Source organism: Candidatus Nomurabacteria bacterium (assembly GCA_020631975.1).
In the GTDB taxonomy this organism is placed as follows: Bacteria; Patescibacteriota; Saccharimonadia; order Saccharimonadales; family CAIOMD01; genus JACKGO01.
Genome location: JACKGO010000001.1, coordinates 276,217 through 289,552, shown reverse-complemented (window position 1 = coordinate 289,552; position 13,336 = coordinate 276,217). Strand labels below are relative to the sequence as shown.

General features: G+C 41.6%; 18 protein-coding genes. 15 read left to right on the top strand and 3 right to left on the bottom strand.

The window, feature by feature from the left end:
* The first annotated feature begins 3 nt into the window (after positions 1–3).
* The 3 genes from rplO (at position 4) to H6795_01555 (ending at position 2,237) form a co-directional block, all read left to right on the top strand.
* A complete protein-coding gene (gene rplO, locus H6795_01565; GenBank protein ID MCB9817208.1) occupies positions 4–468 on the top strand; it encodes a 50S ribosomal protein L15 in 465 nt (154 codons plus the stop codon).
* A gap of 124 nt (positions 469–592) precedes the next feature.
* Positions 593–1,549: a hypothetical protein gene (locus tag H6795_01560; GenBank protein MCB9817207.1), complete on the top strand. Its 957-nt coding sequence runs from the start codon at positions 593–595 to the stop codon at positions 1,547–1,549.
* 118 nt (positions 1,550–1,667) lie between these two features.
* Entirely contained in the window at positions 1,668–2,237 is a 570-nt protein-coding gene (locus H6795_01555; GenBank protein MCB9817206.1) for a hypothetical protein, read from the top strand.
* Between the two features lie 56 nt (positions 2,238–2,293).
* Here the strand turns inward: H6795_01555 and H6795_01550 are convergent, their stop codons facing one another.
* Positions 2,294–4,771 carry a hypothetical protein gene (locus tag H6795_01550; GenBank protein ID MCB9817205.1) on the bottom strand — a complete coding sequence of 826 codons (2,478 nt, stop codon included), beginning with the start codon at positions 4,769–4,771 and terminating at the stop codon, positions 2,294–2,296.
* A 468-nt stretch (positions 4,772–5,239) separates the two neighbouring features.
* Between H6795_01550 and H6795_01545 the strand changes: the two genes are divergently transcribed.
* Complete coding sequence (locus H6795_01545; GenBank protein MCB9817204.1) at positions 5,240–5,896, top strand: thioredoxin domain-containing protein; 657 nt, start codon at positions 5,240–5,242, stop codon at positions 5,894–5,896.
* Positions 5,897–5,900: 4 nt separating this feature from the next.
* The gene (locus tag H6795_01540) at positions 5,901–6,497 is read left to right on the top strand and encodes a hypothetical protein (protein MCB9817203.1); all 597 of its coding nucleotides are present in this window, start codon (positions 5,901–5,903) and stop codon (positions 6,495–6,497) included.
* On the opposite strand, the gene H6795_01535 is transcribed toward H6795_01540, so the two are convergent.
* Together H6795_01535 and H6795_01530 are read right to left on the bottom strand one after the other, a co-directional pair.
* Positions 6,487–7,053, bottom strand: coding sequence for an rRNA methyltransferase (locus H6795_01535; GenBank protein MCB9817202.1), 567 nt, complete (start codon positions 7,051–7,053; stop codon positions 6,487–6,489). The two genes, H6795_01540 and H6795_01535, sit on opposite strands and share 11 nt — an antisense overlap.
* The gene (locus H6795_01530) at positions 7,050–7,226 is read right to left on the bottom strand and encodes a hypothetical protein (GenBank protein ID MCB9817201.1); all 177 of its coding nucleotides are present in this window, start codon (positions 7,224–7,226) and stop codon (positions 7,050–7,052) included. Before H6795_01530 ends, H6795_01535 begins: the two co-directional genes overlap by 4 nt.
* Positions 7,227–7,315: 89 nt before the next feature.
* On the opposite strand from H6795_01530, the gene secY reads away from it, so the two are divergent.
* The 10 genes from secY to rpsI are packed head-to-tail and all read left to right on the top strand — an operon-like array spanning position 7,316 to position 12,998.
* Positions 7,316–8,794 carry a preprotein translocase subunit SecY gene (gene secY, locus H6795_01525; protein ID MCB9817200.1) on the top strand — a complete coding sequence of 493 codons (1,479 nt, stop codon included), beginning with the start codon at positions 7,316–7,318 and terminating at the stop codon, positions 8,792–8,794.
* Positions 8,795–8,849: 55 nt separating this feature from the next.
* A complete protein-coding gene (gene infA, locus H6795_01520; protein MCB9817199.1) occupies positions 8,850–9,071 on the top strand; it encodes a translation initiation factor IF-1 in 222 nt (73 codons plus the stop codon).
* 49 nt (positions 9,072–9,120) lie between these two features.
* Positions 9,121–9,237: a 50S ribosomal protein L36 gene (gene rpmJ, locus H6795_01515; GenBank protein ID MCB9817198.1), complete on the top strand. Its 117-nt coding sequence runs from the start codon at positions 9,121–9,123 to the stop codon at positions 9,235–9,237.
* Between the two features lie 3 nt (positions 9,238–9,240).
* Positions 9,241–9,627, top strand: a complete 387-nt coding sequence (rpsM, locus tag H6795_01510) for a 30S ribosomal protein S13 (GenBank protein ID MCB9817197.1) — start codon at positions 9,241–9,243, stop codon at positions 9,625–9,627.
* A 21-nt stretch (positions 9,628–9,648) separates the two neighbouring features.
* Entirely contained in the window at positions 9,649–10,044 is a 396-nt protein-coding gene (rpsK, locus tag H6795_01505) for a 30S ribosomal protein S11 (protein ID MCB9817196.1), read from the top strand.
* Positions 10,045–10,052: 8 nt separating this feature from the next.
* On the top strand, positions 10,053–10,670 hold the full coding sequence (gene rpsD, locus H6795_01500) for a 30S ribosomal protein S4 (protein MCB9817195.1): 618 nt from the start codon (positions 10,053–10,055) through the stop codon (positions 10,668–10,670).
* Between the two features lie 17 nt (positions 10,671–10,687).
* Positions 10,688–11,629 carry a DNA-directed RNA polymerase subunit alpha gene (locus H6795_01495; protein ID MCB9817194.1) on the top strand — a complete coding sequence of 314 codons (942 nt, stop codon included), beginning with the start codon at positions 10,688–10,690 and terminating at the stop codon, positions 11,627–11,629.
* Between the two features lie 3 nt (positions 11,630–11,632).
* Positions 11,633–12,169, top strand: a complete 537-nt coding sequence (gene rplQ, locus H6795_01490; GenBank protein MCB9817193.1) for a 50S ribosomal protein L17 — start codon at positions 11,633–11,635, stop codon at positions 12,167–12,169.
* Positions 12,166–12,600 carry a 50S ribosomal protein L13 gene (gene rplM / locus H6795_01485; protein MCB9817192.1) on the top strand — a complete coding sequence of 145 codons (435 nt, stop codon included), beginning with the start codon at positions 12,166–12,168 and terminating at the stop codon, positions 12,598–12,600. The genes rplQ and rplM overlap by 4 nt, the downstream gene beginning before the upstream one ends.
* A complete protein-coding gene (gene rpsI, locus H6795_01480) occupies positions 12,600–12,998 on the top strand; it encodes a 30S ribosomal protein S9 (GenBank protein ID MCB9817191.1) in 399 nt (132 codons plus the stop codon). The genes rplM and rpsI overlap by 1 nt, the downstream gene beginning before the upstream one ends.
* Positions 12,999–13,336: the final 338 nt, after the last annotated feature.

Sequence of the window (13,336 nt, the reverse complement as noted above, 5' to 3'; positions counted from 1 at the left end):
ACTATGCAGTATCATGAATTATCAGTAGAAAAGCGTAAAACAGCCAAGCGAGTTGGACGTGGTATTTCTGCTGGGCAAGGAAAGACAGCAGGACGGGGCACAAAAGGTCAGAGTTCACGAACAGGCGGTAAGCGACGACCAGGTTTTGAAGGTGGTCAAACACCTTTAATGATGAGAATTCCAAAACTTCGTGGGTTTACGAGTCATCGCATGAAAGCCGAAAACGTCTATACAGGTCAACTCGACACCCTAAAGGGAGAAATCAATAACTATACCTTATTTGCAGCTGGTCTGGTATCGAGTCCATATGTGAAAGTAAAGCTCGTTACTAAAGGTGAGCTTACAAAAAGCGTAGACGTGCACTTACAAGCTGCTTCGAACTCAGCTATTGCGGCAATTGAAAAAGCCGGTGGTAGTTTTAAAGTCGTTGGCCGGCCGATGCGTGAGTCTAAAAAGACCAAAAGCTAAACCATCAGCGTTGCTTTATATTAAAAAAACACCCATACATACGTAGGGGTGTTTTTTAATAAATAATCTATAGTATAAGCTCAGGTGCTACACTACAATAATGCAAGATGATACAAGAACCCTTATGAAACCCCAAAAAACAAAAACACGATATGGAATTCTGGCGCAATCAGCACATAGCACAATTCGCAAGCACCGCTTTCGTAAACGACTTTATATACCAAGTATTATTGCTGCGTTGATACTCGCTGGTGCAGCAGGCTATTGGCTATATGTGTTACGATCAACCAAAACAATTAAGAGCTGGCAATCAGCTGTAATTTCGTTAGCATCTGTTGATTACCTTGAGCAAGTTTATAGGTTTGGCGCTAATGCGGATGGACTTGGACCAAAGGGTACAATTACTATGCGGAGTGATTTTAGTGACCCTGCCACGCCTAAATCTAAAGGTACTTTTGATATGGATGTAGGCGTAATCGGCCGTACCATAAAACTAAAAAGTGATTTTTTATGTGTATCTGAAGTGGAGTGTTACATAAAATATATTGCATTCACTGCACCAGAAGAACTCACTACAGAAAAACCTGCATATTTAAATACATGGCTGCAATTTGATCCTACTACTAATAACAATAACTCTGCTGATGTATTTGGTATCGTTGGTAACGTTAATACTGTTTTAGGCGAGCTTATTATAGGAAATATTACTGGTCATGCTAAGCAAATGATTCATGATGCAGCCAAGAATAAAAATACATACAACATAATGTCTACGCGGGTGAGTAAAAACAGCAATCAAAATAGTGTGCAGTATGACATTCGCGCCAATACAGACGATCTTGTTGGTATCAACTCAGCCGTTGCCAATCAGTATAGTATTGCAAATAATTATGATGCACAAACGGCTTTCGCAGATACATTCTCTGCGTGGGTAGATACGACCACCAACACAATATTTAAGCTAGAATACGAACAGGGCGACACAACGACGAGCATACACTACTCGGTACATAGCGAAAAACCAAATATACAAGCTCCTGTAGATTACCTTAAACCACAAGAATATAGCCGTGTAATATAATGTATTTATTTTCATAGGTATTTATTTTGCGTATGTAGTGCTATGACTGTACTGAGTGTCAAATCACATAAACATATGGTATAGTGGCTGCATAGTTGCAACACCCAAGTGTAACCATATGAAAGACCATTTCAACTCCAACAAACATGAAGTGCTTCCGTTAGATAGACAGCTCGAGCATCTCATCAAGCAAGACTTTAGTATCGTAGCAGAAGCCCTTGCAGATATTTATGAACAACGCATGAGCTTTGTGGATACAGATACCAAACAAACACACCCAGAAACGATGACTATAATCGGAAATGTATCACTGTCTGCTGGGTACGACGAAGACATGTCAGCTACCGCGAACCAAGCCATAGCAGAAGGAGTACACTTTGCCTATACAACTGCGAGGGTTGCTTCGCCTGCAGGCATTTTAAGTAGTTATGAGCCATATCATTACCAATCTTCTGACGAAACGTACTATAACAACATGCATTATGACGCGGAAAAATATTTACAAGAACGTCCTGCAATCGCCGCACTGGTAGAAGCTTTTATAGGTTCTATTGATGTATCATTGACTCACGCAGAGTTGGCTACAGTTGCCGCTGCTTTAAGTTTTATGCAAATAGAAGAAGGCGAGCGCCAGCAATATATCGATCAGCAGGTTACCGATTTTTCAGCACAGCTAGACGAACTTTAGTAGACCACTAGTTGTGGTGTCTAGAATATGTAAAACATACTCAGATTTTTAGCTTATTATTGATATACAGCTTTTCTCGGGTAATTCCGCTTATCCTTTTTAGGCACGGTAGTTGCTTGTTTTTTTGGCCGTATGTGCACGTACGTTTCCGCACGAGATATATCATGCTGTCGTGTTTCATCTGTCGGCCTTGACGCATGTCGTCTTTTTTCTCTTGGGCTACGACGTAGTCGCTTTTGTAATTCACTGACTGTTCGATATTTTCTTCCGTCATTACGATACCGAACATATAGATTTGATTCTTCTATATCTGATGCACTGAGCACCATATCTAACGGTATATGAGAAGGCAACGTAATATAAGCTCGGCCTTTTTTATAATGTATCGCAATTTTTTCTCCGTCTAATTCAAAATAGTCTGGTGTAGACTCTATGATATCTTGTATCACCTGTGTATCTACTAAATCTCCAATTGTAATATAAGGTATGTGAGCATCAAATTCTTGTAGTGTTGTTGCGCTGCTAGGGATACCTGCCATAAGTTGTTCAACTAAGCCGTCTAATAGAGTGGTTAGGTCTAAATTATTAGTCGTTCTTGCTTCAAGATCATGGACGGCTTCTATCGTCTGACGCAATGACTCGCAGCGCGGTAGATTTAGGTTTGGTAGCTTGCCATATAATATAGACAACACGACCGATTCAATAAGGTCACTACTTGGCTCAGCTGGCTCTGTAATAAAATCTCTTGTAGTTAAATCATCAAAGTACACTTCTTTTTTGGCCAGCACCACGCCATCGTATCGAAGCACGTATTCGGCTGGTTCAAAAGTACAACGGTGGGGGGCTACATCTAGTAATTGCTGAGTCGTGACACGGGTAGCTCCTTTAATAAGTGATTTATAGCTTTTGCCGTTACTACTAACATTAGCAATATCAAAAGGGTTCCCGACAACAGTTACTTTACTACCACGGAGCGGGCTATTCTTACTGATATTACGCATATAACCCCGGGGATCTAGGTGCTTAAAACGATTTATCGGTACATATAGTTCATCGGCACCACTAATAATACAACGCAGTAACTGCTCTTCTTGCTCTACTGTCGGCGCTGTTAATGCTACATCTTCTAGATTTAATCGTGATAATAAAGATTCAAATGATTTCTTCGCATTAAGGTACTTTTTTTCTACGATACCAAACGTTTCTAATTCATCTTGGTTCATGGTTTGTGCAGCAATAAAGACATCAAGCATCATTAAAATTTCTGAGTTCTGTTCGTCTGTTAATTTGCCATATGTAAGGTTAGCATCGGCAGAAGTATGGGTGATAGTAGTGTTCGCGTGTGCTGCAACAGCGGCTAACATCATAACCTGCAACTCTTTGCCATACTTAAGAGATTCAACAACCATCCGTGCGTAATGAGCATCAAGCGGTAGCTTTGCCATTTCTATACCAGTTTGTGTCACGTCTCCAGTTACCGCCACCGCACCTAATCGCTGCAAGCGTTGTTTTGCATACTGCTTTAATTGCTCTTCTGGCTCGCATATAAGATCGAGCTCATCTAAAGTAAAAGCAGCGTTGCCAAGTGTACGGAGCATTAACGAATCTAACCTATTTTTAAGTATTTCTGGTGTATCGTAATCTGATAGTTCACTGGCTGGTGGTAGTTCTGGGTAACCAGGGAGCGGTGCTTGTACATATATACCTGGTTTTACTCGCCCAACACGACCTTTCCGTTGATCCTTCGTAGCTATACAGGCAGGACGGATATCGAGCAACGGTACGTCTTGGCGGGTATCGCTACCTCGTTCCCAACCGCAGTCTATAACAACATCAATATCATCAATAGTGATACTAGTTTTTGCTATATCTGTAGCTATGATAATTTTACCCCTTTCGTAATGCCCAAACGCAGCCATTTGTTCTGTTGCAGATTGTTCGCCATGGAGCGGTATAATTACGATATCTTGTTTAAGTTTCGTACGTATTAGTCCTGTAACTCGAGTAATATCAGGTTTACCTGGTACAAAAATGAGGATGTTTTTTTCTTCTTTTGCGTAACGTACGGCCTCATCTACTAATGACTCACCTTGGCGTTCTTCTACTTCATATGTTCTACCTTCAATATCGATGATAGGTGCAGGATTTCCTTGCTCGTCGCAAAGGTATTCGGCGGTGCCTTCTGTATTAAATGTAGCGCTCATAATGACTGCTCGTATACCCATACGTTTTATGAGTGCCAAGAGCATTGTAATGTTAGCATTTGCCTCGTGTACTTCGTCTACAATAAGAATCGTGTCCTGTCCCAGCCCGCCGCTACTTAATAACCGCCGTACTTCGAGGCCGTCTGTGACAATTTCTGCTACACTTTCATGCGTGCTATCGCCTTCGTTGGCTGTACGGTAACCAACGTAATCGTCTGGCAGACCATCAATCTTCCAGGATAATTCCTGGCTAATACGATCTTTAAGAGTTCGCGCCGCCACGATACGAGGTTGGGTTATGATAACTTTAGAAAATCCAGCTTCAAGCATATATTGCACAACTTGAGTAGACTTGCCGCTTCCTGTTTCAGATCGAAATTGTTACATCATTTGATAAAACAGTAGATATTATTTCAGATTTATTTTGGTAAATAGGTAATTCTGGGTTGCCTAAATCAATATTTTCATATGACAACGATGTTTCGCAGTAGGAGTAGGGGAGTGATGCAGAGCCATATTGTGGCTCATAATGTGCCGGTGCGTGTTCTAGGTCTAGCGTGCTATTCGCCACGCCTTGTCGCTTTCTGTTTTGAATATTTTTATATACATATTGTTATGTCAAAACTTTCTTTTGTTTACCGACAGCTCTCACACTGTTACTTTCAATATACACCCAAAAATGTGTATGTATACAAAGAATGTAAATACCACAACAATAAGGTTATGCTTACCACTAGAAATTATTATTGTAAATAATTTACAATAAGGTTATACTTACCATATCAAGGAGTAGTCTTAGTGAAAAATAATTTTGTATACGTATTTATGGCAATTATTGTAGGCGGGGTATTTCTATATGTTCTGAATATCTCTAGTAGCAACAGCCTAGAAGCTGATCAGATGAATAATCGTGATTTGTCACAATTCACCCAAGGCAATCTAGATGCACCTGTTAAAGTGACCCAATATTCAGATTTTCTGTGCCCATCTTGTTCGCAAGTAAGTCTGGGGATAGTGCCAAAAATAATAGAAAAGTACGTTACGACAGGTAACGTATACTACACGTTTGTGCCAATGGCATTTATTGCTCCGGGTTCTCAGTTGGCAGCTGAAGGTGCTTTTTGCGCAGCCAAACAAGACAAATTTTGGGAGTATCACGATGTGGCATATCAAGCTGTCTGGGAAGACTACTTTAGTAAAGGTGTAGATCCATCTCGGGTACCACTTTATAGTGAAGCAGGGGTAAAGCAACTCGGCCAACTCGCTCAAGTAGACACAGATAGTTTTAATAGTTGTATAGATAACAGGGTTGAAAAGGCTACTGTTATGGCGATAACGCAAGACGCGCAGAACAATGGTGTTCAAGGTACACCGTATTTTGTTGTTAATGACACTCCCATCAAGGGTGTACCCAGCTTTGAAATATTAGACGCTGCAATTAGCACTAAGTTATAACAGCATGATACAACGTCTACAACTACTCAAAACTAAGGCTCAATTGTCATTAAAAGCCAGCAGCAATGTGCTGAAGAGCCCAAAGTATTTACTCTTCGCAGCTATAGTCGCGCTGCTATTTATTCAGTTACTGTATTGGCTTCTCAATGCTTCGCTATTTTGGTATTTTTTCACGGCTCGCAGTCTAAACATCATAGAAAAGATGGATATATTTAGCAGTATTATTGTCAGTTATCTTTCTAGTCTACCCTTGTGGCAGGCATTTGCTGTTGTATCTCTCGCTATTACGCAGGGAGTCGTTATAAGTGTGCTGCTATTTACGGTTCGCAACAACCAAAGCGTGGACAAAAAGGCAGTTGGTGGTACGGGCATCGCAAGTATAATCGCAATGTTGAGCGTAGGATGTGTTTCGTGTGGTACTTCTATAGTGGCGCCAATAATTGGCTTATTTGTTTCTGGGGCAACTGCAAGTTTAAGCGAAGCCATTAATAAGATAGCCATTGTCGTTGGATTAATTATTGCGCTTTATGCATTATATGCAGTTGGGTTGACCGCCGCCAATATACAGGCAAAACAAAAAAGTACCAGCACTACATCGTAATATGGTGGCGCCGTACCCACTCATACAACACTATACCCGCCGCCACGCCAACGTTAATTGAGCGCGTTGAACCAAACTGTTCTATCGCAATAATACGTTTGCAATAAGATTGCATTTCTACCGATAAACCAGGACCTTCTTGACCAAACACTAATATGGCATTTTCTGGAATATTTGCTTGATGTAGCGGTATGCTATTAGCAATATTATCAATGCCAATAATGACTAATGTCGTTGGCGCTACCCAGTTAATAAAATCTACAACTGTTGGGTGGTGGTATAGCTGTAAGTATTTTTCTGTAGCCATAGCGCCCCGCCGATTCCAATGTCGTTTGCCAATAATATGTACACCAGCTACATTAAAAGCATTAGCACTGCGAACAATTGTACCAATGTTATAATCGTGTTGGTAATTTTCTATTGCCACATGCACACCAAAAGCCTTGGCTTGTAAGTCATTTTTAATGGCTTCTAGTTTCCAGTTTTTATATGTATCTTGTACATTTCGCGGATCACCATTTTGCGCTAACTGCGGATCTATATTATCATTCATCATTCATCTAAAGCTTTCATAAATGTATAGCCTGCCCATAGCCCTAATAAAGACCCCACAAACCCACCCATAATGCTAATAAACCCAAGTGGATCACTCCCAAACAACACTACCGGAAGGTATGCCCCTAATATACTGCCAATGGTGATACCGCCGTAAATATATAGCTTGGTCATATTTTTAAGTATACGTTAAATTATTATGTTACAATACTACGTGATAATGAAAACCAAATATAGAGAGGTGTCTTAAAAAGTATTTTCTGATGAATTGGCGAATAATTTTCAAATCATTTGGTAGTCCAGATATGCGCAAGCGTATTCTTGCAGTGCTTGGTGTTCTTATTATATTTAGGTTTTTGGCACAAATTCCTATACCACTTGCAGAGCCCGCTACATTAAAACAAGTATTAGAAAGTGCTTTCAGCCAAACGTCAGGTTCGCAACTGCTTGGCTTTTTAAATATTCTTAGCGGTGGCGCACTGGCTAACTTTTCTATCATGCTCGTTGGGCTGGGCCCATACATTAACGCGAGTATTATTACGCAACTTCTTACTAAGGCGATTCCAAAAATGGAAGCGCTCAATAAAGAAGGAGAATACGGCCGAAAGAAAATACAGCAATGGACACGCTTACTTACATTACCACTGGCGATTGTACAATCTATAGGAACAATATTTTTGGTACGACAAACAGCAGCCAGCTTTGGTGGTTTGGGCGATCTTGTTTCACAAGCCAGCCTTAGCCAGTGGGTACTTATGGTAACAGTACTAACAGCTTCGGCAATGCTCCTTATGTTCCTTGGTGAACAAATTACTGAACAAGGTATAGGTAACGGTATTTCACTAGTAATTACCGTGGGTATTCTTGCATCCTTACCTGGTATTATTGGTAACTTGCTGGGTTCCGTCATACAAGATGGCGCTAGTTTTGCGATATTTGGTAAATTTGATTTTCCAATAAATAGTGCCGCACTGTGGGTGACGCTGGGAATTGTAGTGGTTACCGTTCTCGTGACTGTATTTGTTGTCTATCTAAACGAAGCTCAACGGCGCATTACCGTAAATTACGCGAAACGCTTACAAGGCAACCGTGTGTACGGCGGTGTAACAACGACGTTACCACTACGCCTTATTACTGCAGGTGTTATCCCTATAATCTTTGCTCTCGCATTTTTGGCTCTACCAGAATTCGTCGGTAGACTGCTAAGCCAAAACGCTACTGGCGCCATGCAGCAATTAGGCGAGAATCTTGTTACCTGGTTCCAGGTGCCTACTGCAGCGAGTTTGTCTAGCGGAGGCTGGATAGCGTGGCTATACCCAATAGCTTATTTCTTGCTGGTGTTTATGTTTACATTCTTTTATACATCTGTCGTGTTTAACGCCAAAGAAATATCAGAAAATCTCCAAAAACAAGGTGGCTTTATTGATGGTGTACGCCCAGGGGCGCAAACAGAAAAATATCTTATGGGTACCGTTAACAAGCTTACCCTGTATGGAGCATTAGCACTTGGGTTCTTAGCAATTATGCCAATTTTTGGACAAGCTATACTAGGTACAGATCAAATTGCAATTGGTGGTACGAGTATCCTCATCTTGGTATCAGTTGCACTAGAAACGCTCCGCCAAATAGAATCACGCGCCCTGATGGTAACCTACGACGATTACACGATAGATATTAGCCAAGATGGCCAAAAAACTGGTGGTAAAAAACGATTTTCGCTTAAACGTAAAAAGAAGTTGTAATTTTCTCTTTACAAACAGTGGATAAGTGTAGTAAACTAGACTACTGTTGTAACTTATGGCAAGCACAAAAGAAGTAATCGAACTCACAGGCAAAATAATTGAGGCCCTCCCAGGCACTCAATTTAGAGTAGAGCTCGAAAACGGCCATCAGATTATAGCTAATTTGGCCGGGAAAATGAGGAAGAATTATATTCGCCTTGTACCCGGTGACAGCGTTAAGGTAGAATTGACTCCTTACGATCTCTCTAAGGGTCGGATAACCTATCGCTTATCGTAATATTAAACTAAGCAGTGTGTCACCACAGCATTAAGGAGTGATGATCCGCATGAAAGTGCGTGCAAGTGTAAAGAAAATCAGTCCCGATGACATTTTGGTACGTCGTAAAGGCCGCCTGTATGTTATCAATAAAAACAAGCCAAAGCACAAGCAGAGGCAAGGGTAGTCTATGGCACGATTAAGTGGTGTAACTATTCCAACTGAAAAGCAAATAGGAGTTGCATTGACGTATGTCCACGGAATTGGACCTAAGTCAGCGCAAGATATCCTTGCAAAAGCCAAGGTCGATACAACGACTCGCGTCAAAAATTTAACAGACGCTGAGACGACACGAATTCAAGATGTTATTAACGAAAGCTACCTTGTTGAAGGTGAGTTGCAACGTACAGTTGTTTCTAATATCAAACGATTAAAAGAGATTAAATCATACCGTGGCTTACGCCATAGTGCTAATCTCCCTAGTCGTGGGCAACGCACTAAAACAAATGCACGTACTCGTCGTGGTAAAAAGACTACTGTCGGTGGTACTGCAAAAAAGGTAGCATCTAAAACGTAATATACGTAGGAGTTAATATATATGGCTGAATTATCGACTGCTGCCAAGAAGAAGAAGGGCAAACGAAGCATCCCGCACGGTCAAGTGCATATCAGTGCGACGTTTAATAATACTATTGTATCTGTCACAGATTCTAAGGGCGGTTTGTTAACGGCTGCAAGCGCAGGAGCTTGTGGTTTTAGAGGAAGTAAAAAAGGCACTGCCTATGCTGCACAAGTAGCAGCAGAAAAAGCGATTGTCGCTGCAAAGCAGCTTCATGGTTTAGGCAAAGCTGATGTATATGTAAAAGGCATAGGACAAGGACGTGATGCCGCGGTGCGTGCTTTATCTGCAAATGATGTTGCAGTAGAAACCATCGTAGATGTAACAGGTGTTCCACATGGCGGTTGTCGTCCACGTAAGGCCAGGAGAGTATAGGTGTAATTATGGCAAGAGATACTCAATCAATCACAAAAATGAGTCGTCGTGAAGGCTACGCACTCCACCCAAAAGCGGTAAAGCACATGGTCAAGCGAAGTACGATTCCTGGTCAACACGGTCGCACTAACCGGCGTTCTAACCCAAGTCAATACGCACTACAACTGCGCGAAAAGCAAAAAGTAAAGCGTCTCTACGGGTTATTGGAACGACAATTTTCAAATCTAATGCGCGAAGCTAGCCGTAAAACCGGCCAGAGTGGTACAGTGTTACTACAATTTTTAGAACAGCGTGCAGATAACGTTGTCTATCGGGCAGGCTTTGCAAATAGCCGTAGAGCTGCCAGACAACTTGTGAGCCACGGGCACTTTATGCTAAATGGCCGCAGGGTAGACATTCCATCTATTCGTCTTAAAAGCGGTGACGTACTCACCGTGCGTCCCAAAAGTACGTCAACTGAATATTTCAAGCACCTGGATGACATTACAAGTCAAAATGACGTCGTGGTGAGTTGGATCAAAGTTGATCGCAAGAAACTTACTGTAACCGTAACTGGTCTTCCTCCCCGCGAAGAAGCTGAGCCAGAAATTAATGAGCAATTAATAGTTGAGTATTACTCACGATAAGGAGAGGACAACAAGGTATGTCTAAAGTTATTCACACACCATCATTGGCTAACATCGATGAGCACAGCCCAACTAGTGCAACGTTCGTTATAGAACCTTTGCACACTGGTTATGGCATGACACTCGGCAACAGTATGCGCCGCGTGCTGCTCTCGAGCGTTTCAGGGGCAGCTATCACTGCCTTTAAAATTGAAGGTGTTACACACGAATTTACGACCGTAGAAGGCGTAAAAGAAGACGTTGTAGCGATTATGCTCAACCTCAAGGGAATACGATTCCGTGTATTCTCAGACGAACCACAGATGCTACGCCTTGAACATAAAGGCAAAGGCGTTATTACTGCCGGAGAATTACAAGCAAACGCAGATGTAGAAGTTGTTAATGCACAGCATGTAATCGCAACGGTAGATACAGATAAAGCACCATTTATACTAGACGTTATTGTAGAGACAGGTCGTGGTTACCGCACGGTTGAAGAAGGTGCTAGCCGTAAACCAAGCGATATGATTGCTATAGACGCAATTTTTAGCCCAGTACTTCGTGTACGATACAAAGTAGAGGACACGCGTGTTGGCCAAATAACCGATCTTGATAAACTCATCATAACCATAGACACTGACGGCACCATTACTCCTAAAGATGCCTTTGAAGAAGCAGCTGCAATTCTTGTTAATCAATATACTGCGCTCGCTGGTTCTACACGAGTAGAAGCTGTGCCAGCCAGTAAGACGGTTGCACCAAGCTTTAATGCAGACATCGAAGATGAACCATCAGAACTACTAGTGTCTATAGAAGATTTAAATCTAACTGCCCGCACCACAAATGCACTCATCAATAACGACATTCATACACTTAAAGATTTATTTTCTTTAAGCGACGCAGAACTTCGTGACCTAAAGGGCTTTGGGCAAAAAGCACTTGATGAAGTCAAGGACAAGTTGGCAGAACTGGAGTTATAGGCAATGCACAGACACGGATACAAAGGTCGTAAATTTAGCCGCGAACGCGATCAAAGGCGAGCGCTCATTAAGGGCTTAGCTTCTAATTTGATAGATCACGGTGCCATTACAACTACCACGCCAAAAGCAAAAGAACTGGTACCATACTTTGAAAAACTCATCACAAAGGCGAAAAAGGGCGATTTACACAATCGCCGCCAAGTGATTTCAAAAGTAGCAACCATAGAAAGTGCCCATAAACTGGTAGATGAAATTGCACCCAAACTTACTGCACGCAGCTCTGGACATTTGCGGATCAACAAGAAAGATAATCGTCGTGGCGATAATGCACAAATGGCAACAGTATCATTTGTAGATGATATTTCTACAGCCAAGGATGATGCTAAACCCACAACCAAGAAAGCAACCAGCCTAACCAAAGCCAGTGTAGCACCAAAGAAAGCGTCTACTGTTGTACCATCAGCACCTAAAAAACGCGTAGCAACCCACACGAACAAAACCGCAACGCGGGCTAAAGGTGTTACTAAGGGGGACAGATAATGAAAACCTATAGCGCTAAGCCATCAGAAGTGACACGAACATGGTTCTTGGTTGATGCATCAGAAGCTCCATTGGGGCGGGTAGCGACAGAAATAGCTCAACACCTAATTGGTAAAAAGAAACCAATGTTTACCCAACACATCGATTGTGGCGACCACGTTATCGTCATTAATGCAGATAAACTCGTCGTAACAGGCAATAAATTGCAAGATAAAAAATACTACAGGCATAGTCAATACCCAGGTAGCTTAAAGACAACTACCTTACAAGAGCAAATCGATAAAGATTCTACGGCAGTTATTGTCGCTGCAGTACGTGGTATGTTACCGAAAAATAAGCTCATCACAGAGCGTCTTAAACGGCTTAAAGTATATGCTGGTAATGAGCACAATCATGCCGCCCAGCAACCAAAGAAAGTGAGTGTATTGTAATGGCAAGACAAGATTACTTTTATGCTCTTGGCAGACGGAAAAGTGCTACGGCACGTGTTCGCTTAAGTGGTGGCAGTGGACACATAACTATTAATAGCAAACCAGCTGCAGAGTATTTTGATGGAAGTGAATATTTATTAGACGAACTAAACCAACCATTTTCTTTATTAGATAAAGAAAAGCAATTCGACGTAAGTGTTGTGGTAGCAGGTGGTGGTTTAGCTGGCCAAGCAGATGCAATCCGCCTTGGTATTGCAAAAAGCTTAGTCCTTGTAAATGAAGATTTTAAGAGTACCCTCAAGCGAGCCGATCAACTATCACGCGATTCGCGTGAAAAAGAGCGCAAGAAGTTCGGTCTTAAAGGTGCACGTAAACAGCGTCAATTTACCAAACGGTAAAACGAATATCTCTACACTGTAAACAACTTCAATGTCTAACCAAAGACAATTATTAGTAGTATAAAAATTGACGAAATACTAAATAATTGGTATAATAACGTTACTGGCATTGCCAGGTCTGTTCTTTGGTAGTAAAAATTTATTGCAATGGCTATCTTTTATGATAGTACTTGTGCGATAGGTTGGGTACGTTGTAGCCAATCAATCGCACAAGTACTCTAGAGTAGAAAGGTAGTAAAATGGGAAGCCCTTATGCTCTCATAATAGGACTGGTTTTCCTAACTTTTATACTTGGTTTCTTAGTCGGAAAGCTAAACTAGGCTGCTATGTAGTAAAGC

What these genes read in the sequence shown, in the direction of transcription:
- rplO (MCB9817208.1), top strand. Translation starts at nt 4, where the DNA reads ATGCAGTATCATGAATTATCAGTAGAAAAGCGTAAAACAGCCAAGCGA.
- H6795_01560 (MCB9817207.1), top strand. Translation starts at nt 593, where the DNA reads ATGAAACCCCAAAAAACAAAAACACGATATGGAATTCTGGCGCAATCA.
- H6795_01555 (MCB9817206.1), top strand. Translation starts at nt 1,668, where the DNA reads ATGAAAGACCATTTCAACTCCAACAAACATGAAGTGCTTCCGTTAGAT.
- H6795_01550 (MCB9817205.1), bottom strand. Translation starts at nt 4,771, where the DNA reads ATGCTTGAAGCTGGATTTTCTAAAGTTATCATAACCCAACCTCGTATC.
- H6795_01540 (MCB9817203.1), top strand. Translation starts at nt 5,901, where the DNA reads ATGATACAACGTCTACAACTACTCAAAACTAAGGCTCAATTGTCATTA.
- H6795_01535 (MCB9817202.1), bottom strand. Translation starts at nt 7,053, where the DNA reads ATGATGAATGATAATATAGATCCGCAGTTAGCGCAAAATGGTGATCCG.
- H6795_01530 (MCB9817201.1), bottom strand. Translation starts at nt 7,226, where the DNA reads ATGACCAAGCTATATATTTACGGCGGTATCACCATTGGCAGTATATTA.
- secY (MCB9817200.1), top strand. Translation starts at nt 7,316, where the DNA reads ATGAATTGGCGAATAATTTTCAAATCATTTGGTAGTCCAGATATGCGC.
- infA (MCB9817199.1), top strand. Translation starts at nt 8,850, where the DNA reads ATGGCAAGCACAAAAGAAGTAATCGAACTCACAGGCAAAATAATTGAG.
- rpmJ (MCB9817198.1), top strand. Translation starts at nt 9,121, where the DNA reads ATGAAAGTGCGTGCAAGTGTAAAGAAAATCAGTCCCGATGACATTTTG.
- rpsM (MCB9817197.1), top strand. Translation starts at nt 9,241, where the DNA reads ATGGCACGATTAAGTGGTGTAACTATTCCAACTGAAAAGCAAATAGGA.
- rpsK (MCB9817196.1), top strand. Translation starts at nt 9,649, where the DNA reads ATGGCTGAATTATCGACTGCTGCCAAGAAGAAGAAGGGCAAACGAAGC.
- rpsD (MCB9817195.1), top strand. Translation starts at nt 10,053, where the DNA reads ATGGCAAGAGATACTCAATCAATCACAAAAATGAGTCGTCGTGAAGGC.
- H6795_01495 (MCB9817194.1), top strand. Translation starts at nt 10,688, where the DNA reads ATGTCTAAAGTTATTCACACACCATCATTGGCTAACATCGATGAGCAC.
- rplQ (MCB9817193.1), top strand. Translation starts at nt 11,633, where the DNA reads ATGCACAGACACGGATACAAAGGTCGTAAATTTAGCCGCGAACGCGAT.
- rpsI (MCB9817191.1), top strand. Translation starts at nt 12,600, where the DNA reads ATGGCAAGACAAGATTACTTTTATGCTCTTGGCAGACGGAAAAGTGCT.